The 20461-nt window shown below is 58.9% G+C and carries 20 protein-coding genes; 10 read left to right on the top strand and 10 right to left on the bottom strand.

Annotated elements, in window-relative coordinates:
* Positions 1–216: 216 nt before the first annotated feature.
* The 3 genes from ACXJ5O_RS01085 to ACXJ5O_RS01095 are packed head-to-tail and all read right to left on the bottom strand — an operon-like array spanning position 217 to position 3964.
* Positions 217–2511 (bottom strand): xanthine dehydrogenase family protein molybdopterin-binding subunit, encoded by a 2295-nt coding sequence (locus tag ACXJ5O_RS01085; protein WP_457298260.1) that lies wholly within the window; start codon positions 2509–2511, stop codon positions 217–219.
* Positions 2508–3491, bottom strand: coding sequence for an FAD binding domain-containing protein (locus ACXJ5O_RS01090; RefSeq protein ID WP_457298261.1), 984 nt, complete (start codon positions 3489–3491; stop codon positions 2508–2510). Before ACXJ5O_RS01090 ends, ACXJ5O_RS01085 begins: the two co-directional genes overlap by 4 nt.
* Positions 3488–3964: a (2Fe-2S)-binding protein gene (locus ACXJ5O_RS01095; RefSeq protein WP_457298262.1), complete on the bottom strand. Its 477-nt coding sequence runs from the start codon at positions 3962–3964 to the stop codon at positions 3488–3490. The genes ACXJ5O_RS01090 and ACXJ5O_RS01095 overlap by 4 nt, the downstream gene beginning before the upstream one ends.
* Before the next feature lie 206 nt (positions 3965–4170).
* Between ACXJ5O_RS01095 and ACXJ5O_RS01100 the strand changes: the two genes are divergently transcribed.
* The 3 genes from ACXJ5O_RS01100 (at position 4171) to ACXJ5O_RS01110 (ending at position 6239) form a co-directional block, all read left to right on the top strand.
* Positions 4171–4794 carry a TetR/AcrR family transcriptional regulator gene (locus tag ACXJ5O_RS01100; protein ID WP_457298263.1) on the top strand — a complete coding sequence of 208 codons (624 nt, stop codon included), beginning with the start codon at positions 4171–4173 and terminating at the stop codon, positions 4792–4794.
* A gap of 112 nt (positions 4795–4906) precedes the next feature.
* Complete coding sequence (locus tag ACXJ5O_RS01105) at positions 4907–5419, top strand: Holotricin-3 precursor (protein WP_457298264.1); 513 nt, start codon at positions 4907–4909, stop codon at positions 5417–5419.
* Positions 5420–5570: 151 nt separating this feature from the next.
* Positions 5571–6239: an HAD family hydrolase gene (locus tag ACXJ5O_RS01110; RefSeq protein ID WP_457298275.1), complete on the top strand. Its 669-nt coding sequence runs from the start codon at positions 5571–5573 to the stop codon at positions 6237–6239.
* A gap of 162 nt (positions 6240–6401) precedes the next feature.
* Here ACXJ5O_RS01110 and ACXJ5O_RS01115 read toward each other — a convergent pair whose 3' ends face one another.
* A complete protein-coding gene (locus tag ACXJ5O_RS01115) occupies positions 6402–7067 on the bottom strand; it encodes a TetR/AcrR family transcriptional regulator (RefSeq protein WP_457298265.1) in 666 nt (221 codons plus the stop codon).
* A 240-nt stretch (positions 7068–7307) separates the two neighbouring features.
* Between ACXJ5O_RS01115 and ACXJ5O_RS01120 the strand changes: the two genes are divergently transcribed.
* Positions 7308–8255, top strand: coding sequence for a homocysteine S-methyltransferase family protein (locus ACXJ5O_RS01120; RefSeq protein WP_457298266.1), 948 nt, complete (start codon positions 7308–7310; stop codon positions 8253–8255).
* A gap of 114 nt (positions 8256–8369) precedes the next feature.
* Positions 8370–8885, top strand: coding sequence for a TIGR02444 family protein (locus tag ACXJ5O_RS01125; protein ID WP_457298267.1), 516 nt, complete (start codon positions 8370–8372; stop codon positions 8883–8885).
* Positions 8886–8897: 12 nt separating this feature from the next.
* On the opposite strand, the gene ACXJ5O_RS01130 is transcribed toward ACXJ5O_RS01125, so the two are convergent.
* The 3 genes from ACXJ5O_RS01130 to ACXJ5O_RS01140 all read right to left on the bottom strand — a co-directional run bounded on the left by ACXJ5O_RS01130 (position 8898) and on the right by ACXJ5O_RS01140 (position 11905).
* On the bottom strand, positions 8898–9479 hold the full coding sequence (locus ACXJ5O_RS01130) for a UbiX family flavin prenyltransferase (RefSeq protein ID WP_112530533.1): 582 nt from the start codon (positions 9477–9479) through the stop codon (positions 8898–8900).
* 2 nt (positions 9480–9481) lie between these two features.
* Positions 9482–10168, bottom strand: coding sequence for a GntR family transcriptional regulator (locus tag ACXJ5O_RS01135; protein ID WP_112530535.1), 687 nt, complete (start codon positions 10166–10168; stop codon positions 9482–9484).
* Positions 10169–10270: 102 nt separating this feature from the next.
* Positions 10271–11905 carry a UbiD family decarboxylase gene (locus tag ACXJ5O_RS01140; RefSeq protein ID WP_457298268.1) on the bottom strand — a complete coding sequence of 545 codons (1635 nt, stop codon included), beginning with the start codon at positions 11903–11905 and terminating at the stop codon, positions 10271–10273.
* A gap of 259 nt (positions 11906–12164) precedes the next feature.
* Here ACXJ5O_RS01140 and ACXJ5O_RS01145 point away from each other — a divergent pair, with 259 nt between their 5' ends.
* The 5 genes from ACXJ5O_RS01145 to ACXJ5O_RS01165 are packed head-to-tail and all read left to right on the top strand — an operon-like array spanning position 12165 to position 17374.
* On the top strand, positions 12165–14558 hold the full coding sequence (locus ACXJ5O_RS01145; protein ID WP_457298269.1) for a xanthine dehydrogenase family protein molybdopterin-binding subunit: 2394 nt from the start codon (positions 12165–12167) through the stop codon (positions 14556–14558).
* Positions 14559–14573: 15 nt separating this feature from the next.
* Positions 14574–15515 carry an ABC transporter substrate-binding protein gene (locus tag ACXJ5O_RS01150; RefSeq protein WP_457298270.1) on the top strand — a complete coding sequence of 314 codons (942 nt, stop codon included), beginning with the start codon at positions 14574–14576 and terminating at the stop codon, positions 15513–15515.
* Positions 15516–15527: 12 nt separating this feature from the next.
* Positions 15528–16034: an SRPBCC family protein gene (locus ACXJ5O_RS01155; protein WP_457298271.1), complete on the top strand. Its 507-nt coding sequence runs from the start codon at positions 15528–15530 to the stop codon at positions 16032–16034.
* Positions 16035–16051: 17 nt separating this feature from the next.
* Complete coding sequence (locus tag ACXJ5O_RS01160; RefSeq protein ID WP_457298272.1) at positions 16052–16543, top strand: (2Fe-2S)-binding protein; 492 nt, start codon at positions 16052–16054, stop codon at positions 16541–16543.
* A 15-nt stretch (positions 16544–16558) separates the two neighbouring features.
* Positions 16559–17374 carry an FAD binding domain-containing protein gene (locus tag ACXJ5O_RS01165; protein ID WP_457298273.1) on the top strand — a complete coding sequence of 272 codons (816 nt, stop codon included), beginning with the start codon at positions 16559–16561 and terminating at the stop codon, positions 17372–17374.
* 21 nt (positions 17375–17395) lie between these two features.
* Here ACXJ5O_RS01165 and fic read toward each other — a convergent pair whose 3' ends face one another.
* From fic to ACXJ5O_RS01180, 3 genes are all read right to left on the bottom strand, one after another.
* Positions 17396–18496 carry a protein adenylyltransferase Fic gene (fic, locus tag ACXJ5O_RS01170; protein ID WP_457298276.1) on the bottom strand — a complete coding sequence of 367 codons (1101 nt, stop codon included), beginning with the start codon at positions 18494–18496 and terminating at the stop codon, positions 17396–17398.
* 177 nt (positions 18497–18673) lie between these two features.
* Positions 18674–19510, bottom strand: a complete 837-nt coding sequence (locus ACXJ5O_RS01175) for an ABC transporter permease (RefSeq protein WP_271898131.1) — start codon at positions 19508–19510, stop codon at positions 18674–18676.
* Positions 19511–19519: 9 nt separating this feature from the next.
* Positions 19520–20281: an ABC transporter ATP-binding protein gene (locus ACXJ5O_RS01180; RefSeq protein ID WP_112530546.1), complete on the bottom strand. Its 762-nt coding sequence runs from the start codon at positions 20279–20281 to the stop codon at positions 19520–19522.
* Positions 20282–20461: the final 180 nt, after the last annotated feature.

Here is a 20461-nt window from a genome sequence, read left to right on the forward strand (position 1 = left end):
GCGTCAGCAGCCGATGCCGATTATCTCTCCCCTTGTGGGAGAGAAAGGATTTTCTTGGGTTTAGCCACTTCGCTAAACCCTTGGAAAATCCCAGAGAGGGGATTTGGAATACACGGCAAACGATCCCCTCTCTTGTGATTTCTAGCACTTAGCAAGAGCTAAGATGCTGAAATCACATTCTCCCCCACAAGGGGGAGATAAGCGTTGCACCTTTATCTAGATCAGCTTTTCGAGCGTGATCGGCAGATCGCGGACGCGTATGCCGGTGGCGTGATAGACCGCGTTGGCGATGGCCGGCGCGACACCGACGATGGCGAGTTCGCCGACGGCCTTTCCGCCGAGGATCGAAGCGTTTGTATCCGGGATGCCGACCGAGATCACCTTCAGATCGGGAATATCCGCATTGGTCGGAACGAGGTAGTCGCCGAGGTTGTTGTTCATCACGTGGCCATTGCGCTGATCGACAAGGCCTTCCTCAAGGAGGGCCTGACCGATGCCCATGATGATCCCGCCCTTCCACTGACTTTCAGCCAGCTTCGGATTGTAGAGCCGGCCCGAATCCAGAGCCGACACCATGCGGGAAACGCGGACCGTGCCGAAATCCACATCGACCCGCACCTCGACGAAATGTACGCACCAGCTGTGCATCGAGTAGTCGCCCTCGGTCGGTGAAAGCATGGTCGAGATCGTCGTGAAGTTGCGGAAATGGTCATCCTTGTTGCGCAGGTTTTCCGGCAGCGTGTTGCGCAGCGCCTCGATACGATCTCGCCCTGTGCGTCGCATCACCTCGGCGATGGCAACGCTTGAACCCGCATCGCGCGGCGACGACATCTGACCGCCCTCGATGGTCAGCGTATTGGCCTGCAGGTCGCGGAACGGTGAATTCTGATCGTTGATGGCAAGACCGATCAGCTCGTCGCGGGCGGCAAGCGCTGCTACGTGCACGGCGCCGGTCATCAGATTGGCAAGCTGCGAACCGCCGGCAACCGGGGCGCGCGGCAGTGAAGAGTCGCCGAGCTTGACCACGACTGTCTCGACCGGCACGCCGATCGCCTCGGCAGCCGTTTGTGCGAGGATCGTATAGGTGCCCTGACCCATGTCGATGCCGCTGCTGGCGACCTCGATGGTGCCATTGCTGAGGATGCGGACCATTGCTTCGCCCGGCGTGCGGCGAACCGGGTATGTGCCAGCCGCAACGCCGTAACCGATCAGCTGCTTGCCTTCGCGCATGGAGCGGACGCTTGGGCTGCGTTTCGCCCAGCCGAAAGCTTCGGCGCCCGCAGCATAGGCTTCACGCAAGCGGCGCGTCGACCACGGCTTTTTGGCGTGCGGGTCCTCTTCGGCGTAGTTGAGCAGGCGGATATCGAGCGGATCGATGCCGACCTCGTAAGCCAGTTCGTCGATGGCGCATTCGATGCCGAAGGCGCTGGGGTTTTCACCGGGCGCGCGCAGGGCACCTGGCTTGACCGTGTTCACCGGCACGATGTTCTGGCGCGACGAAAAGTTCGGAACCGCATACATGATCGAGGTGACCGAGCCCAAGGGTTCGATCGCGACGTCGTCCATCGACGTCTCATTGGCACTGCGATGCACGATCGACAGCAATTTGCCTTCGCGGGTAGCACCAAGTGCGATGGTCTGCCGTGTCGCGGGCCGGCCACCGAAAGCGGTGAAGGTCTGCGGCCGCGTGATGGCAAGCTTGACGGGACGGTCGAGCATTTTTGCGGCGATGGCCGCAACCGCGCCATAACGGGTAGGCAGCGCCTTGGAACCGAAGCCGCCGCCGATATAGGGCGACAGCATGCGCACGTTCTCGAACGGAATGCTGAACCATTCCGCATAGGTGCGGGACATGCCGTCGATCCACTGGCTCGGCTCCCACAGGGTCAGCATATCGCCTTCCCAATGAGCAATCAGGCCGTGCGGCTCGATGGGCACGTTGTATTCGCGCGGTGTCTTGTATTCCTGCTCGATGCGGACGGGAGCAATGGCGAGTGCAGCGTCAGCATCGCCCCATTCCTTGGTCATCATATCGATCGGGAAGCCCTCGCCGGAGCGCGGATCATCGAAACTCGAAATCGGCGCGGTCTCTTCGTAGGTAACCTTGACGAGCGCTGCGGCAGCCGTCGCCTGCTCGAAGGTCTCGGCAATGACAGCAGCGATGTGCTGGCCCGCGAAAGTGATCTCGCGTGCCAGCGGCTCATAGGGAACGGCCGGGGGCGGAGCTCCGGTCCAGTCGGTCGCGGTCTTGATCGGCAAGGCATTGTCCGGTGTCAGGACGATGAGAACGCCGGGATAGGCCTCGGCTGCGCTCGTATCGATAGCGACGACGCGGCCGGAAGCGATCGTGCTGTCGACGATGACTGCGTAGACCATGCCTTCCGGAGAGTGTTCCATCGCATAATCGGCGGCGCCGGTGATCTTGGCCGGGCCGTCGATCCGTGCAAGACGCCCTCCGAGCAAGCCGTCGGAGGCGTCGCCGCGTTTCATTTTGGTGTCGACTATGGTCATGCCAAAGCTCCCGATTTCAGGATGGCGCGTTCAACGACGCGGGGGGCGAGCTCGATCTTGTAGTGATTGCCGCCATGGGCAATGGCGCCCTCGACAGCGAGACGGCTCGCGCTCTTGACGGTTTCCGGCTCCAGGACCTTGCCGCGAAGAGCATCTTCGACGGCGCGGGCCCGCCAGGGTTTCGTCGCAACACCGCCGAGACCGATCCGGATATCGCGAATGGTTTCGTGATCCGCCTCGAACTCGATGCCGACAGCAGCGCTTGCGGCTGCGAATTCATAGGACTGGCGGTCACGTACTTTCAAATAGGTGGAGTGCCGCGCGGCGGCGGAGGCGGGAATGGTGATCGCAGTGATCATCTCGCCGGGCTGCATTGCGTGTTCCTTGTGCGGTGTTTCGCCGGGCAAGAGGAAGAAATCGTCGATGGGAACCTTGCGTTCGCCAAGATGCACGACAGCATCGAAGGCGATGAGCGCTGCGGCGAGATCACCCGGATAGGTTGCTATGCAGGCGTCGCTCGTGCCGAGAACCGCATGGCCGCGATTGACGCCTTCCATGGCGGAGCAGCCGCTGCCCGGGACGCGTTTGTTGCAGGCGGGAAAGCTTGCCGGGTCGCGGAAATAGGCACAGCGCGTGCGCTGCAGAAGATTGCCGCCGATTGTCGCCATGTTGCGGATCTGCGCCGAAGCCGCCTGCCAGAGCGCTTCCGATACCGCGGGAAACCCGGCAAGCATTGCGGGATCGGCAGCGACGCGGCTCATTTTTGCGAGCGCGCCGATGAAAGCGCCTTCGGCATCGACACGGATCGCATCGAGACCTTTTAGATGGGTGATATCGACAACCCGTTCAGGTGCGTTGACACCGCATTTGGCGAGATCGAGCAAAGTGGTGCCGCCGGCGAGAAGCATGGTTGCGGGCATGGCTGCAGCGCTGAGCGCTTCGTCGACCGAGCCGGCGCGCAGATAGGAGAAATCTCTCATGACATCACCTTTGCAGCTTCGCGGACCGCCTCGACGATGTGCGGATAGGCACCGCAACGGCAGAGATTGCCCGACATATATTCGCGGATTTCATCATCGGAACCGGCATGGCCCTCGCGGATGCAGGAAACGGCGGACATGATCTGGCCCGGCGTGCAGTAGCCGCACTGGAAAGCGTCATGTTCGAGGAAGGCGGACTGGACGGGATGGAGTTCGGCCCCGGGATCGGAAAGCCCTTCGATGGTCGTGACCGCGCGGCCTTCGACCTGAACTGCCAGCGTCAGACAGGAAAGCACACGCTCGCCGTCGACATGAACAGTGCAGGCACCGCATTGGCCCTGGTCGCAGCCTTTCTTGGTACCGGTCAGTTCCAGGTGATCACGCAGTGCGTCCAGAAGGGTCACGCGCGGTTCGACGGCGAGGGCATATGCCTGGCCATTGATTTCGAGATTGATGGTGGTTTGATTGCTCATGGGGAGTCCTGCTCCAGTAGGCTTGGGAAGAGTCCAACGGGGCCGCCAGCGTTTCGGTTGCGTTCAAGGCGCAAAAAACATGACATGCAGGCCCCAAATAGGGTATTAGTCCGGAGGTAACGAGATAATCGGAGGTGCCTCCGTTTCTTGAACATAGCGGCTTGGCCAAGAGGGTTCAAGCCCCAATCGCCTCTGGAGCCGAAATATTGCATCATAAGGAGCTGCCCGAATTGAAGGAAGCGAAACCATCGGCACCCGCGAAGCGGTTGCGGGCGGACGCTAGCCGGAATCGGGAAAAGCTCATCGGAATTGCTGCAATTGAATTTGCCGAACGCGGCGGCAGCGCCTCCCTTGAAGAAATAGCGCGCAAGGCCGGCGTTGGCATAGGCACGCTTTACCGGCATTTTCCAACGCGCGAACATCTCGTCGAAGTGGTGTACCGCCGGGAGGTCGAGGTGCTTTGCGCTGCCGCGGATGAACTCGCACAGCACAATGTTCCGGATGTGGCGCTCGCCGAATGGATGCAGCGCTTCGTCGACTACATCGCAGCAAAGCGCGGCATGGCAAACAGCCTGCGTATCCTTTTCGATGCGAATTCCGAGGTATTTGCCAATACGTCCGGTATGATTGCATCGGCTCTGCAGCGCCTTGTCGATGCCGCCGTTGCGGATGGCTCCGTCCGCAGCGATATCGATATATCGGATATTTCTCAGGCATTGTCGGGGATTTATTCAGCGCCGGATACGCCCGATTGGCGCGACCGATCCCGCCGCCTGGTCTCGCTGCTGATGGATGGGCTTCGCTGGGGATCGGCAAAGGCGAAGTCTTAAGAACATATCAGGTTGAAATTGTATGTGAGCCTCCGAGTCCTGGGTTGCCACATTGGGGCCGCAAAACGAGCGATTATTTTGATGATATTGCAAGTGTTTTTGGGAGGTGGAGATGGCTCAATTCAAGCGTGGTATCGCCCTGGCAGCCAGCCTTGGTTTGTTTGTAGCCGGCACGGCGTTGTCGACCACAGATAGTTTCAGTCCATTAGGCACGGCCTTTGCCAAAAATGGCGGCGGCAATGGAAATGGCGGTGGCAACGGGAATGGGAATAGCGGTGGAAATCATGGAAAGTCCTCCGATCACGGCAATTCCGCCAATGCTCACGACAAATCCAAAGTCGAGAAAGCATCTCTGAACGCGGATGACGATGATCAAAATACATTGGGTCCGCTCAATGCGGCGCATGCATCAGCACGGGCGAGAGAACGGGCCGCACCAAATTCTTCCGTTGGCAAGATTGCCACATATGAACGCAGCCGCGAGGAAGCACTGGCGCTGGCCGATCCTGCACTCAGGGAACAGGCACTCGATGATGCGGTGGCACAGCTCGAAACCGCTTTTGGACGTCCCCTGAGCGATGCGCAGGTCGATCGCGTCAACGCATTGCTGGATGCCCGTCAATAATCTTGGCAATGCCTCGATGCTCTTCGAACAGCGGTCCTCGGGCCGCTGTTTTCATTTGATGTCAACGAACCGTATGTTGACTTGAGCAGAGCGCTGCCCTTTGGTGCTTTAATTCTGCCTCGCGCAAAACAGGTCACCAAGAGAGAAGAATATCGTGCTGACAACGCCATCCGCCTTCGACAAGAAATACGCTGCCTTCCTGTTTGATATGGATGGTACGCTCATCAATTCCACAGCGGCGGCAGAACGCGTCTGGGCAAGATGGGCGGAAGAACAGGGGCTCGACGTCAAGACATTCCTGCCGACCATGCATGGCGCCCGCGCTGTGGATACGGTGCGCCGGCTGGGTTTGCCTGGCGTCGATCCCGAAGAAGAAGCCACCAAGATCACCGATGCCGAAATCCTCGATGTGGAGGGAATTGTGCCGTTGCCCGGCGCTGCGGAGTTTCTGAAAGCACTGCCGCGGGAAAAATGGACAATCGTCACCTCATCGCCGCTCGAACTGGCGAAACGCCGGTTGGCTGCAGCCGGGATTCCCGTTCCTGACAACCTCGTAACTGCTGAAGACGTCAAGGTCGGCAAGCCCAATCCGGACTGCTACCTGCTGGCGGCGCGCAAGCTTGGTGTAGACGCGAAAGATTGTCTCGTCTTCGAGGATGCCGTACCGGGCATTCTGGCAGGTGATGCCGCCGGAGCCGATGTGATGGTGATCACCGCCACACACAAGCACCCTATCGAGACTGCTCATACGACCATTCACGATTACCAGGACCTGCACACACAGGTCGACCCGGAGGGGCGGCTTTTCCTGAGAGCCTGAACGAAAATTCGTCATGGAGGGCTGCAAACGGCGGTTTTCTGCGCTCCGATGCTCACGTACCCAAACGTACGCTGCGCTTCGGTGCTCGAAACCCACCGTTTTCGCCACCCCCTGGCGGATTTTGGTTCGGGCTCCGAGCGAACAGTCGACGCGTAAGCCCGATCAGTTAACCGTTCCCGAGATCCCCGTGGGATTCGGCAATGGGACCCTTATTTGCGGGGTTGATGAAAACAGCAGTTTTATAAAACTGCGGAAGGCCATGACCTGCCGCTCGATCCTTGAAGGGTCATTCAGTGCCTTCGACATGATGATGCTGCCGTCAACGACGCAAGAGAGCATATCCGCCACATCGTCGAAATCAATCGGGTCACGCGGAGGGTGCTCGAGTGCGATATTGTCGAGAATGGCGCGGAACCTGGCGTTCCATGCTTCAACCGATCGCGCCGTCAGGTTCAGGACTTCACGGTCGAACTGACGCTCCTGATAGCAAATGCAAGCGATAAGACAGCCGGGGTGGCCATTCGGCAGATCGGACATGACCTCGGCGAGGAGCTTCAGGCTGATCAGGAACGCCTGGAGCGGATCATCCGACAGTTGGTGCCCGCGCTCGATAACATCGTCGAACACCCGGTCATTGGCGCAGACGTAGCGTTTCAGCATAATGTGCGCGAGTTCGTTCTTGTCCTTGAAGTGATAGAAGAACCCGCTTTTCGTAATGCCCGCCTCAGCGATAATCTCCTCGATCGACGTCGCAGCGAAGCCCTTGGCCAGCACTGACATCTCGGCGATTTCCAGAATACGTTCGCGGGTTTCGTCTCCCTTGCGCATGATGTTGTCCCCCCGGAATACTGTACCTCCGGTACGGTTTCGGCTGTTTGAGTGTAGCACGGGGGAGGGTTCTGCCGCCACGATATCGCCTATCCGGCTGAATTTACTCGTGTTTTTACGTATGTGAAACAACCCGACCATGAGGTTTCTAGATTGCCTGGAACGAAAGGCGCAAAACAGAACATGTCGGGAGGAGAGGCAAACAGCCCATACCGGTCACTCTTGGAAGGGACGATAATCATGGCCAAGTACCGCAAAAACCTGCCGCAACTCGAGGGGACCACTTTCCTCAGTGACGGTGGCATGGAGACGACATTTATTTTTCACGACGGGATCGACCTTCCCGAATTCGCATCCTTCGTTTTGATGGCGACGCCGGAAGGCAGACAGCGACTGAAAGACTACTACATCAGCTATCTCAAAATTGCCCGCGAGAACGGCACCGGCTTCATCCTCGATACGCCGACATGGCGGGCAAACCCCGATTGGGGAGCCAAGCTCGGCTACGACGCCGAGGGCCTGCGCGCAATCAACCGGGATTCGGTCGATCTGCTGCTTGAACTTCGCAGGGAGTTTGAAACCGCCGCGACACCTTGCGTGATCGACGGGGTCATTGGACCGCGCGGCGATGGCTACAAGGCTGGCAACATGAATGCCAACGAGGCTGAAACATACCATGCGGCGCAGATCGAGAGTTTCGCGCAAACCGAAGCGGACATGGTCGCGGCCTATACATTGACAAATTACAATGAGGCAATCGGCATTGCAAAAGCTGCCAAGACCCATGCCATACCCTGTGTGATCTCGTTCACGGTAGAGACCGACGGAAAACTGGTGACCGGTCTATCGCTCGGCGATGCGATCAACCGGGTGGACGATGCAACTGTAGGTTCGCCAGCCTACTATATGATCAATTGCGCGCATCCGAGCCATTTCGTCGATGCACTGGAGAAGGGCGAGGTGTGGCTCGACCGCGTGCGCGGCATCAAGGCGAACGCTTCGACCAAGAGCCATGCGGAACTCGATGATTCGGTTACGCTCGACGCCGGAGATCCTGTCGATCTCKGGCGGTGGTACAACGGGCTGACCAGATCATTTCCAAAAATGCGTATCCTTGGCGGGTGCTGCGGCACAGACCATCGCCACGTTGCGGCCATCTGCGAGGCTTGTTCAACGCAAACGGCCTAGAGCGCTTGAACCCGACGAGCAACATTGTCGGGTTTGCCTTCCTTCATGCTCGCGAAACTGGTAAAGCGGGGCCGGATCAAGTTATCCGGCCCCGCAATTGCGATGAGGGAAAGCATGCAGGACATGAATATCGGGCTATGGGACTTCGCGCTGCGCCTCTACAAAGCCCCTGACGTCGCCGATGCATGCCTGGCATTGCAGGAACGCAATGGCGTCGACGTGACGGTGCTGTTGTTCGCTGCCTGGCTCAAGCATGGTTCCATCGCACTTTCTCCGGCAAAGACAGTGCAGATTATCGGGCTGGTCGACGAATGGCGCGATGATGTCGTTGCCCCATTGCGTGCCATCCGACAGCGGATGAAGACCGGACCAAAACCGGGACCTGACAAACACACGGAAACCTTGCGCGACGCCGTGAAAGCTGCCGAACTTTCTGCGGAACGCATCGAGCTTATGGAACTTGAAACGGCGGGGCTGGCACTCGCGACGATTTCAGACGATAGCAACCGTTCGACCGATGAGAACCTGCCACTCGTCGTGCGTTATTATCATGGCTCGACGCTGGATTCCGAAGCGCGYAAGTCCATCGCAATAGTGGAACGGGCAATAGAGCAAATTTTGTCCAAGTAGGACCGTTCTGACCTACGAATGCTGGCCGGTTTCGTCTTCTTTCCAGCGCTTGACGAGCGGCAGATTGATATCGAACAGGTCCAATGCGCGACCGACGGTCTGGTTGACCATGTCGTCGATGGTCTTTGGCTTGCTGTAAAATGCCGGAACGGGCGGCATGATGATGGCGCCATTGCGTGTTGCCTGATCCATCAGCGCGATGTGCCCGGCATGCAGCGGCGTTTCACGGACCAGTAGAACGACGCGGCGACGCTCCTTGAGGCAGACGTCGGCGGCGCGCACGATCAGTTCGTCATTGTAGCAATTGGCGATGCCGCTCAAGGTTTTCACAGAACAGGGTGCAACGAGCATGCCGGCAGTGCGGAAGGACCCCGACGAGATGGCGGCACCAATATCGCGGTAGTTGTAGAGTTTGTCGCCCAGGCTGCGGATTTCTTCGGCGCTCATGTCGAGTTCGTCGGCGGCGGTGCGCAGTGCCGATGGCGAGACGATCGCGTGCGTTTCGACGTCTTCAACATCGCGCAGGAGCTGCAAGGCACGAACGCCATAAATGACCCCGGAGGCCCCGGTTATGGCGATGATCAGACGGCGCATGACTAGTTCGCCGACTCTGAAGCATGCAGCGCCGAGCGGGCGGAGTGGGCAACATGCTCCTCTGCAGCAGCTTTTGCGGCAGCCTTGTCGCGTTTGGCGATGGAAGTGACGATCTTCTCGATCTCGGCGATGCTCTGGACGCGCCGCTCGGGACGCACGACGGAACGCCGGCGCAGCGGGGACGTGAGAACAGTCAGCTTGCTCAGGACACCGAAGGCAATCGGATTGCGCGCTCCGGTGCAGATACGGTCGTAGAAATCGCGTTTGCTGGCGACGATTTCCTCGGCATTGCCGTGCAAATAAGCTTCCTTCAAACGCAGAAAATGTGCTTTCAAGGCCTCGACCTCTGCATCAGGCGCATTCTCGATGAACTGTTCGACGATCAAGGGTTCGAGCACACCGCGAATGCGATAGATATTTTCTGCATCCTCCGACGTCACGGTGACCACGGCAAGGCCGCGATTGTTGAGGTCGGTCAGAATGCCTTCGGATTGCAACTGGCGCAGCGCCTCACGCAGCGATGTGCGGCTGACGTTGAGCTGCTGGCACAGATCTTTCTCCACAAGACGCGTACCCGGCTCCAGCAATCCTGTCTCGATTGCGCGCCGCAGCGACTTCATGATCTTGTTTCTCAGCGGCGCAGACTCATGTGTAAGCGGACCGAATGGTTCCATGACCGGATCGTTCATTTTATCCCTCGCAATGCTGCTGCCTGCGTTGTGTTGCTTGTCCCTCAGCGCCGACCCCCGCCGGCGCTGAAACTATATCAGAATCGGGCGATAGTCGCCTGATTATGCTTTCTTTTCAATATCGCGCGCCGGTGTTTCGGGTTTCATACCACCTTTACGCCGGGAGAAAGTGTTTTCGCCATTGGCGCGCCAGTCGCCGCTGACAGCCTTATCGGCAAAGTTACTCCAGACATCGCTCCAATCGCCGAGGGAATAACCGTGCCATGGCGGCTGCGGCGAGAGCGGCGGCAATTGCAGGTTTTCCCATATCTCGCGGGCCCGCACCATATAGGGTTCCGCGGGCAGGGCGAGCGGCGGCATGGCAGCTTTCAATGTGGCGTCGATGAGAAGTGTGCCCTCGGCATTCTTGTTTGCCGATTTCGGCCCATGCCCGCCCGAGCGATAGGGCGTCACATGCACGTCGTCGATCATATTGGCGCGGTAGGCGAGCGACCAGAACACGGCGTCGGCATTGCGGGCGTCGATATCGTCAGAGACGGCGATGACGATCTTGCCGCACTGCGCCTGAAGCATCGCTGCACCCTGCAGGCCACGCCAGATCTCGGACTGCGGTGCGCTGCGGTCGAATTCCAGGAAGATAACCTTGCGGATGTTGGTCAGCGGCTCATGCATGACGACGCGCTTGATGCCCTTGATATTGAGCACTTTCTTCAGGTGGTTAAAGAACAGCGGCTCATAGGCAACGCGCTTGAGAACGCTCGATTCGCTGGGGGTTACCTGACTGACGATCGAGACAAGCACCGGCTTGCGTTTGCGGGTGATCGCCGTCACGCGCATCGACATGTTGAAATCCTCGAGCGCGACGTGGCCATGGCTTTCACCAAAGGGGCCTTCCGGCTCAAGCAGTTCCGTGTCGATCAGGCCTTCAATGACGATTTCGGCGTCGGCCGGCACTTCGAGATCGATGGTCTTGCACTTGACGATGCGAACGGCCTCGCCGATGAGACCGCCGGCAACGCCAAGTTCGTCCTGATCGATAGGCAGCTTCTGTGGCCCGGTGAACAGCACGGCAGGGGCACAGCCGATAACGATGGCGCAGGGCATAGGTTCGCCGCGCTTCTGGTACTTCAGCCAATGCTGATACCCGCCGGCACCGGACAGGCGGCTCGCCATGCGCACGCCGAGCCGGTCTTCGGCTTTCAGCGCGGCGCGATAGGTGCCCATGTTGCGTATGCCATTTTCCGGATCACGCGTGACGCACAGCGTCGCGGTGAAATAGGGGGCACTGTCGAAGCCCGGTGTCGATACCGGAACCGGCAAGCTGCCGAGACCCCGGCCTTCGATCTTGAGATCATCGCCTGTGATGACGACTTCCTGGCACGGCGCGTCCTCGACCATGACAGGGTCGATGGGGTTTTCCATGGCGTTGACCCAGACATCGCCGATCTCGCTCTCGGGAACGCCAAGACCGATGGCATAGATTTCCGGCGAAGCGGCGAGGACCCCGACGGCAACCGGGATATCGTATTTCTCGCCCTTCGCATCTTTCACATCGGTGAAAAGAAAGCCGCGCCGCTGCGATTCGGGCAGACCGCCCTGGAACTGCCAGCGTGCCAGCGGATGCAGTTCGCTGTCCTTGTCGATCGGCACCTGAATTCGCGTCAGCAGGCCGCGTTCTTCCAGCCGTTCCAGATGTTCTTGCAGGTCCAATGGAGCCTTGCGCTTGTGCGTCGTCATGTAAGTCTCATTCTCCCGAAGATGCGCCTCTCCAGTGCCGTGCAGGCGAGGTGAAAAGCGCAAAACCCACTCATAATCATAAGAGCGATCCGCCCAATCAGAAAGATATTGCATCTTTTCGATTGCATTACTCCGACATACTGTCATACATTAATACGAAGAGCAACAGAATGTCGTCGGCGTAATTTCAGCCGGTAAGGGTAGAGGATTTATGGGAAGCCCACTTCATAAAAACACGAGCGGACATGGGACAGCGGTATTGGAAAAGCCTGAGACGGCTGATCTGTCGCCGGAAATGAAGCTTGTACGCGATGCGTTGTTCCGCCATGTCGGAAAGCCGCTTCCGCGCAAGGAAGACGGGCGGCTCATTACCGGCAAGGGCCGGTTTTCCGACGATTTCAGCCTGCCCGGACAGACATTCGCTGCGATGGTACGCTCGCCATACCCGCATGCGCGGATCCTCGGCATCGACACGTCCGAAGCGCTGGCCAGCCCCGGCGTTCTGACGGTGTTGACTGGCGCCGACCTGTTGGCCGCCGGGCTCGAACCCATCCCGCACAATCCGGTTCCCTCAACGAAATTCGACGTGAAGCTGACGGCTGCCGGTGGCGGTACACCCTTCACGGGCCCGCATTATCTGCTCCCGGCCGCCAAGGCCCGCCATGTGGGCGAAGCTGTCGCCGTGGTGGTCGCCGAGACGGCGGCCCAGGCTGCAGATGCAGCTGAAAAAGTGTTTGTCGACTACGAGGAATTGCCGCACGTCACCGAAACGGCAAAGGCCGCGCTGCCCGGCGCACCCGCAGTGTGGGAAGAAGTGCCGGACAATGTCTTCATCGACTCGAGCTTTGGCGACGAAGCGGGGACAGGAGCAGCCTTCGCGGCGGCTGATCACGTGGTTACGGCCGAATTCCATATCGGCCGCGTGACCGCAGTACCCATCGAGCCGCGCTCGTCGCTCGGTCAGTTCGACGAGGCGACYGGGCGCTATACGCTTTATGCCGGCAGCGGCGGCGCCGTGCGCCAGAAGGGTGAGCTTGCCAAGGTTCTCGGTATCGAGCCGAAGAACCTGCGCGTGCTTTCATACGACGTCGGCGGAAATTTCGGCGCGCGCAATCGTGTCTATGTGGAGTTCGGTCTGGTGCTCTGGGCATCAAAGAAGATCGGGCGGCCGGTGAAATATACGGCGACGCGCTCCGAGGCGTTCCTTACGGATTATCAGGGTCGTGATCTCATCACCAAGGTTGAACTGGCGCTTGATCGCGAGGGCAAGTTCCTGGYGATGCGGGCGGATAATCTCAGCAATGTCGGCGGCCGCTGCGTGTCGCTGTCACCGCTCAGCAAGGGATCCGGTCTCATCACCGGCTCCTATCACATTCCGGTGGCAACGCTGCGCGCCCGCGCCGTCTTCACCAATACGATGTGCACGCAGGCCTACCGCAGTTCCGGCCGGCCGGAAGTAACCTACGCGATCGAGCGTCTTGTCGAAAAGGCTGCGCGCGAACTCGGTTTCGACAAGCTCGAACTGCGCCGCAAGAACCTCGTTTCGCCGGACATGATGCCTTACACCAACGCCGTCGGCTCGGTCTATGACAGCGGCGAATACGAAAAGAACATGGACCGCGCTCTCGAGCTCGCCGACTGGGATGGCTTCGAGGTGCGGCGCGAGGAAGCGGCCAGCCGCGGCAAATTGCTGGGCCGGGGTTTTGCCAATTACGTCGAGTCGTCCATCGGTTCACCGAAGGAACGCGCCGAGATCGAAATCAAGCAGGATGGCACGGTCGAAGTCGTCATCGGTACCCAACCGAGCGGCCAGGGTCATGAGACGAGCTTTGCGCAAGTGGTCGCCGACATGATCCAGGTGCCTGTCGAAAAGGTATGGATCGTTCTTGGCGATACCGACATCGTCAGCGTTGGCGGCGGGTCGCATTCGGGCCGTTCGATGCGCCACGCGGGAACCGTCATGGCCATGGCGTCTGCAGACCTCCTGAAGGAAGGTCGCCGGCGCGCAGCGGAACATCTCGGCGCAGACTTCGACGCTATCGATTTCGAAAGCGGTCATTTCAAGCTGCGCGGCACCAACCAGACGATCGATATCTTCACGCTTGGTGACTTGACGCGTGAGAAGGATGGGCCGTTGCGGGTGGCGCGTGACAATGAGATGCACACGCCGGTGTTTCCGAATGGCGCAGCGATCTGTGAAGTCGAGGTGGATCCGGAAACCGGACACGTGCTCATTACCAGCTACGCGACCGTGGACGATGTGGGCCGCTGCATCAATCCGCTGATCGTGCATGGCCAGACCCATGGCGGCATTGCGCAGGGCGTAGGGCAGGCGATGTGGGAGCTTTGCGCCGTCGATGCCTCGTCGGGCCAACCGCTCGCCGGATCGTTCATGGATTACGGCATGCCACGCTCCGACAACATGCCTTCGTTCAAGTGCGAGATTGCCGAAGTGATTTCGCCGACCAATCCGCTTGGCATCAAAGCCGGCGGCGAAGGCGGGACGACGCCGGCGCTTGCGACGGTCGTCAACGCCGTGCTCGACGCGCTCAAGGACTACGGCGTCACCGATATCGATATGCCGGTCACGCCGCATGCGGTGTGGCGAGCCATTCATCAATCGAAAGGCGAGCGCGATGCTCGTGCGTCCTAGGAGGATTTCTCGCAAATGACTGCCGAAACCAAGAACAATATCCGCATCATCGCTTTTCCGGGCGCTCCTAACCTGCCGACATTCGCAGCGGTGGAACAGGGGTTCTTCGCCGATGAGAACCTGTCGGTCGACCTGACTTTGACAGGGAGCTCGGTCGAACAGGCGCAGCGGACCGCCGCGGGTGAATTCGATATCGTCTTTACCGCATTCGATAATGTCGTGGCTTATGGCGAGGGGCAGGGAGCTGCTGGCGCCGGTGTCGATCCGGGCTATGTCGTGCTCATGGGCGGGACGCAGCTCGAGCTTGCAATCGTTACAGCCCCCGAGATCAAGGAGTATTCGGATCTCAAGGGCAAATCCGTCGCGCTTGATGCCCTCTCGACGGGGTTTGCGTTTGTGCTGTTCGATATGTTCGAAGACGGCGGACTGAAGCGGGACGAAGCGAACTACGCGCCGGTAGGAGCCACACCACAGCGCTGGCAATCGGTGAAGGGCGGAGAGCATGCCGCGACCCTGACCATCGAGCCATTCACCAGCATTGCCCGCCGTTCGGGCTTCAACGTGCTCGACGTGTCGACCCGGATCTACGACAGCTATCAGGGCGGCGTGGTTACGGCGAGGCGCGCCTGGGCAACGGAGAATCCTGACGCTGTTCGCGCGTTCATCCGAGGTTACCTGAAGGGCCTTGCCTGGACGCTTGATCCGGCAAATCGCGAGGCGGCTGAACAGCTTTTGCAGGCGAAGATGCCGGAAATCCAGCCCGCGGCGTTGCAGTCTGTCATGAGCAGCCTGCTGTCGTCGAAATCGGGTCTGACACCGGATGCGAAAATCATTCCGGAAGGCATGAAGCGCGTGCTCGAACTGCGCTCGCGCTACGGCATAGCCGGGGCACCGCTGACCGATCCGGCGAAATATCTGGACCTGTCGCACTACGAGGCCGTGACCGGCGCAAACTGAGAGGAGAGTTTAATGGATCTCAAGGGCGAATACCGCATAGCTGCGCCGCGCGAGCATGTCTGGGCGCTGATCAATGACCCGCAAGCACTGCGCGAATGTATCCCCGGTTGCAACAGCCTTGAAGGCTCGCTGGAGGATGGGTTTACCGCCCGTGTGACCACCAAGATCGGTCCGGTCAAAGCGACATTTGAAGGTGAAGTTACCCTGAGCAACGTGATAGCGCCCGAGAGCTATACCATCTCCGGTGCTGGCAAGGGTGGTATCGCCGGTTTCGCCAAGGGTGGCGCCGACGTCAACCTTGCCGATGTCGATGGTGAAACAGTCCTGACTTATGTCGCCAAGGCGCAGGTAGGCGGCAAGCTGGCACAGCTCGGTTCCCGGCTCATCGATTCAACGGCCAAGAAGCTTGCAGACGAGTTCTTCGCCAGCCTCGCTGCCCGCGCCGCACCTGCTGATGCTGTGGCGGCAGCGATTGAAACACCGGCGGAACGCCCGAAGGCCCGCTGGTTCTCCAGATAGTCAGAGGTACCCAACCCATGTCCAACGTCGCCATCACCGTCAACGGCACACTCCACACGAAGGAGGTCGAAGACCGTACGTTGCTCGTCCAGTTCCTGCGCGATCATCTTGGCCTGACCGGAACGCATGTCGGCTGCGACACGACGCAGTGCGGCGCCTGCACGGTCATCGTCGATGGCAAGGCTGTCAAATCCTGCACGATACTTGCGGCGTCCATCGAGGGCGCATCGGTTTCCACGGTCGAAGGTCTGGCCGATGGCGAAAAGCTGCACGATGTGCAGGCGGCCTTTCATGAGCATCACGGATTGCAGTGCGGTTTCTGCACGCCCGGCATGATCATGGCGTCGGTCAACATGATCGAACGTCATGACGGCGTCCTCGACGAAGCAATGGTTCGCCACGAGCTAGAGGGCAATCTTTGCCGTTGCACAGGATATCACAACATCATCAAGGCGGTGCTCTCCGCCGCTGAAAAGCACCGCACGGCGCACGCCGTCGCAACGGAATGAAGAAGGCAAACGCCTATGTATGAAACAACCTACCTTAAGCCAGGAACGCTGCAGGAAGCAGTCAGTCTTTTCTCCGAAGTCGAGGAAGCCGCCTACCTCTCCGGCGGGCATACGCTGATCCCCACGATGAAGGGAAGGCTGGCGGCTCCTGCCCATCTGATCGATGTCCGCCGCATTCCCGAACTTTCGGGCATTACCGTTGGTCCCGATCGCATCATAGTCGGTGCCGCAACCACGCATGCCACTGTCGCTGCATCTGAAAAGATCAGAGCGCTCATTCCGTCGCTCTGCGGTCTTGCCGGTTCGATCGGTGACGTGCAGGTCAGGCACGTCGGCACAATCGGCGGCTCCGTCGCCAATAATGACCCGGCAGCGGACTACCCGTCGGCCGTACTGGCGCTCGATGCGACGTTGCATACGGATCGCCGCAGCATCCCGGCTTCCGAATATTTCGCCGGGCTGTACACGACGGCGCTGGAGCCTGGTGAAATTCTCGTCCGTATCGAGTTCAAGGTGCCCGAGATTGCCGGGTATGCCAAGTTTCGCAATCCGGCGTCACGTTATGCCCTGGCAGCTGCGTTCGTTGCCCGTCATCGCGACGGCAATATCCATGTGGCGATCACGGGGGCCGGAAACGCCGGCGTCTTTCGCTGGACGGAAGCCGAGGAAGCGCTGCAGGCGGGGTTCGAGCCGGATGCGGTGAAAGGGCTGCTGCCCGATGAGAATGACCTGATGGGCGACATGCACGCTCCTGCCGATTACCGCGCGCATCTTGTCGGGGTCGTGACCCGCCGTGCCGTGGAAAACCTCGGCGGCACATTGATCGAATGATGATAGATCATGCTGACGGAGTTATGCTCCGTTCGATTCGCCGCCTTCGGACAGGAGATCCAGCATTGCCGGATTGATGAAAAGGTTTTCGCGTCCTGATTTGATTTCCCGAAGCACGCCTATTTCTACGAGCGCTTTCAGATAGGTGGAGGCCGTTTGCCTCTTGGCAATTCCTGCGTCAACCAGATCGCCAATGCGGCAATAAGGCTTAACGAAGATAATTTCTGCAAGCTCTCGAGAATAGATTTTTGGCAGTTCCTGACGAATTCTGGCGGTAGTTTCATTCAAAAGGTCGCGAATTGCGCGGATCTTTAATGTCGACCATTGTGCAGTCTCCTTCACTGCTTCAATCATGAAAAGAATCCAGTTCTCCCATTCGCTATTTGTAGTGACGGCCAGAAGCCGCTGATAGTAGAGCGATTTGTTCCGGATAATGTAGCGGCTAAGATAGAGGATCGGAATTTCCAACAATCCTTTGTCGACGAGAAACAGAAGATTCAAGACACGGCCTGTTCTGCCGTTCCCGTCAGTGAACGGGTGGATTGCCTCGAACTGATAATGCATTACCGCAAGGCGGATGATTGGATCGATGTCTTCCGCTTCATGGATATAACGCTCCCAGTTTGCGAGCTTATCGCGCAGCAAGTCCTGCCCATCAGGGGGTGTATAAATAACGGCGCCGGTTGCCTCGTTCACAAGTGCTGTCCCGGGTGTAGCACGAATATCCAGATCAAGACCTTTGATCGTACGGCAAACCTGGACTGCTATCGACGTGGAGAGTGGGCGTTGTTCGAGCATTCGAAACCCCTCCCGAAGAGCGGTGCGGTATCGCAAAGCCTCCTTTGTTGCCGCATCCGCTTGATTGCTTTCCTCGTTGACAAAGCGAAACAGACGATCCGTTGTTGTGACAATATTTTCGATCTCGGAACTTGCCTGTGCTTCCAGGAGAGGGATGGAATTGATCAACACAGCTTGGTTGGGTATGAGTTGGCCCGATACCAGCAGTTCTGCCAAGGCTACGCGTGCCTCGATGCAGGCCTTTAGTATAGGCTTTGTCTCTATATCCCGCGATGGGGGCAAAAGAGGCAAATCATTGTAGGGACGTTCAGGCCGAAAGGTCATGTCGATGTTCTCGGTTTTCATCGACGTATCATTGTTACATGTCGATTGGATCGACACGATGCCCTAATATGTCGACAAAATCAATTTATATCGACATATTATTAAATCGGTCAAAGCAAAAAGAACCGCCGCGGTTGCCCGCAGCGATTCTTCAATAAGCGATGGACCCTTGTCGTGTCAGACGCTGTCGTGGCCGGTAATTTCGCTCTGCCATGGGGCAACGTATTTTTCCAGCCAGCCAACCAGTGCGGTCAAGGCCACGGCGAGCACCATGATCAGAATGACGGGCACGAACATCTCGGCAGTGCGGAAACTATTGGCCGAGGTGATGATGATACCGCCGAGGCCGGAGATTGCGGTGAGAAACTCGGCGATGACGATACCGATGACCGCCTTGCCGATACCGAGACGCAGACCAGCCATGATGTAGGGGATTGTTGCCGGCAGGATGATGCCGCGCATGATGGCCGTCTGCGAGGCGCAGAAGGCGGTGCCGACCTCGATCATGGTTTTCGGCACGGCCTTCACACCGAACCACGTGTTGATGCAGATCGGGAAGAAGGAGAGGAGAAAAACCACAACGGCCTTGACCATGAAGCCAAGACCGAACCACAGGATCAGCAAGGGAACGAGGGCAATCAGCGGGGTGGCATAGCCAGCGGTGACATAGATGCCCAGGGCGGACTCGAGAATACGGTATCGGCCGAGGAGAAGACCGACCGGGATACCGACGATCGCGGCGACGATATAACCGACGATGAATGGCTGGCTGCTCTGAATGAGCGCATCCTGCAGGCGGCCGGTCTGCAGCATCGAGAAGAATGCCTTGATGATGGCGCTGGGGTAGGTGCCAAGCAACGGGTTGACGTCGCGGCCGAAGAACTCCCAGAGACCAGTCGCCACGGCGACCGATATGGTGGTGATCACCCATGCCGGTACAGTGGTTGTCCAGCTTGCCTGACCTGTGCGGCGCTCCACGCGGGCTGGCGCCTGTATTTCTGCGTCTGTCGTCATAGTCTTTCCTTAGGCTGCAGCCGAAACGCCCGCATCGTGCAGGGCTTCCCAGATCAGCGTGCGTTTCTTGGAATATTCCGCCGAAGTGCGGATGGCGCGCATATCGAGACGCGGGCGCTCCAGTTCGATCGGAATGATCTGGCTTATCTTGCCGGCATGCATGACCGCAACGCGGTCTGCGAGCATCACCGCTTCGTCAAGATCATGGGTCACGAAAATGATGGTCTTCTGTGTCTTGGCATGGATGGAAAGCAATTCGCCGTGCAGCCCCTCACGCGTCTGCGAATCCAGCGCGCCGAAGGGCTCGTCCATCAGCAGTACTTCGGGATCGATCGCCAGCGCGCGAGCAATACCCACGCGCTGTTTCATGCCGCCGGAAAGCTGGTGCGGGCGTCTGTCCTTTGCCAGGGTCAGACCCACCAGTTCCAGATAATGCATGGCCGTCCGGGAAAGTTCAGGCTCCTTCATGCCCTTCATCTCCAGCCCATAGCCGATATTGCTGAGCGTATTGCGCCATGGCAGCAGTTCGGCATGCTGGAACACCATGCCGCGGTCGTGGCCACAGCCGGAGACAGGACGCCCGGCGACTTTGACCTGACCGGACGTGGCTGTCTCAAGGCCCATGATAATGCGCAGGGCGGTCGTCTTGCCGCATCCGCTCGGGCCGATCAGGGCAACGACGTCACCCTTTTCGACATTGAAGGAGACACCGTCCAGGGCATGATGCGTACCAAAGGATTTGGTGATGTTCTGTACTTCCAGATGGGCCATATCAACTTTCCAATATTACTTCTTGACGCGTGCGAGAGCCTCGGTGCGTACGCTGTCATCGACGAACTTCTTGGTATCGGCGTTGCCGTCGAGGAACTTGAGCTTGACCATCTCATCGTCAACCCACTGCAGCTTGTCCAATGGGATGGCCAGATCCGCATTGATCGCCTTGTACTCGAT

This window comes from Phyllobacterium sp. P5_D12 (genome assembly GCF_054049495.1).

Coding starts and splice junctions, on each gene's coding strand:
- ACXJ5O_RS01150 (WP_457298270.1), top strand. CDS start 14,574: ATGACTGCCGAAACCAAGAACAATATCCGCATCATCGCTTTTCCGGGC.
- ACXJ5O_RS01135 (WP_112530535.1), bottom strand. CDS start 10,168: ATGAACGATCCGGTCATGGAACCATTCGGTCCGCTTACACATGAGTCT.
- ACXJ5O_RS01085 (WP_457298260.1), bottom strand. CDS start 2,511: ATGACCATAGTCGACACCAAAATGAAACGCGGCGACGCCTCCGACGGC.
- ACXJ5O_RS01155 (WP_457298271.1), top strand. CDS start 15,528: ATGGATCTCAAGGGCGAATACCGCATAGCTGCGCCGCGCGAGCATGTC.
- ACXJ5O_RS01180 (WP_112530546.1), bottom strand. CDS start 20,281: ATGGCCCATCTGGAAGTACAGAACATCACCAAATCCTTTGGTACGCAT.
- ACXJ5O_RS01105 (WP_457298264.1), top strand. CDS start 4,907: ATGGCTCAATTCAAGCGTGGTATCGCCCTGGCAGCCAGCCTTGGTTTG.
- ACXJ5O_RS01095 (WP_457298262.1), bottom strand. CDS start 3,964: ATGAGCAATCAAACCACCATCAATCTCGAAATCAATGGCCAGGCATAT.
- ACXJ5O_RS01165 (WP_457298273.1), top strand. CDS start 16,559: ATGTATGAAACAACCTACCTTAAGCCAGGAACGCTGCAGGAAGCAGTC.
- ACXJ5O_RS01140 (WP_457298268.1), bottom strand. CDS start 11,905: ATGACGACGCACAAGCGCAAGGCTCCATTGGACCTGCAAGAACATCTG.
- ACXJ5O_RS01160 (WP_457298272.1), top strand. CDS start 16,052: ATGTCCAACGTCGCCATCACCGTCAACGGCACACTCCACACGAAGGAG.
- ACXJ5O_RS01175 (WP_271898131.1), bottom strand. CDS start 19,510: ATGACGACAGACGCAGAAATACAGGCGCCAGCCCGCGTGGAGCGCCGC.
- ACXJ5O_RS01090 (WP_457298261.1), bottom strand. CDS start 3,491: ATGAGAGATTTCTCCTATCTGCGCGCCGGCTCGGTCGACGAAGCGCTC.
- fic (WP_457298276.1), bottom strand. CDS start 18,496: ATGACCTTTCGGCCTGAACGTCCCTACAATGATTTGCCTCTTTTGCCC.
- ACXJ5O_RS01115 (WP_457298265.1), bottom strand. CDS start 7,067: ATGCGCAAGGGAGACGAAACCCGCGAACGTATTCTGGAAATCGCCGAG.
- ACXJ5O_RS01130 (WP_112530533.1), bottom strand. CDS start 9,479: ATGCGCCGTCTGATCATCGCCATAACCGGGGCCTCCGGGGTCATTTAT.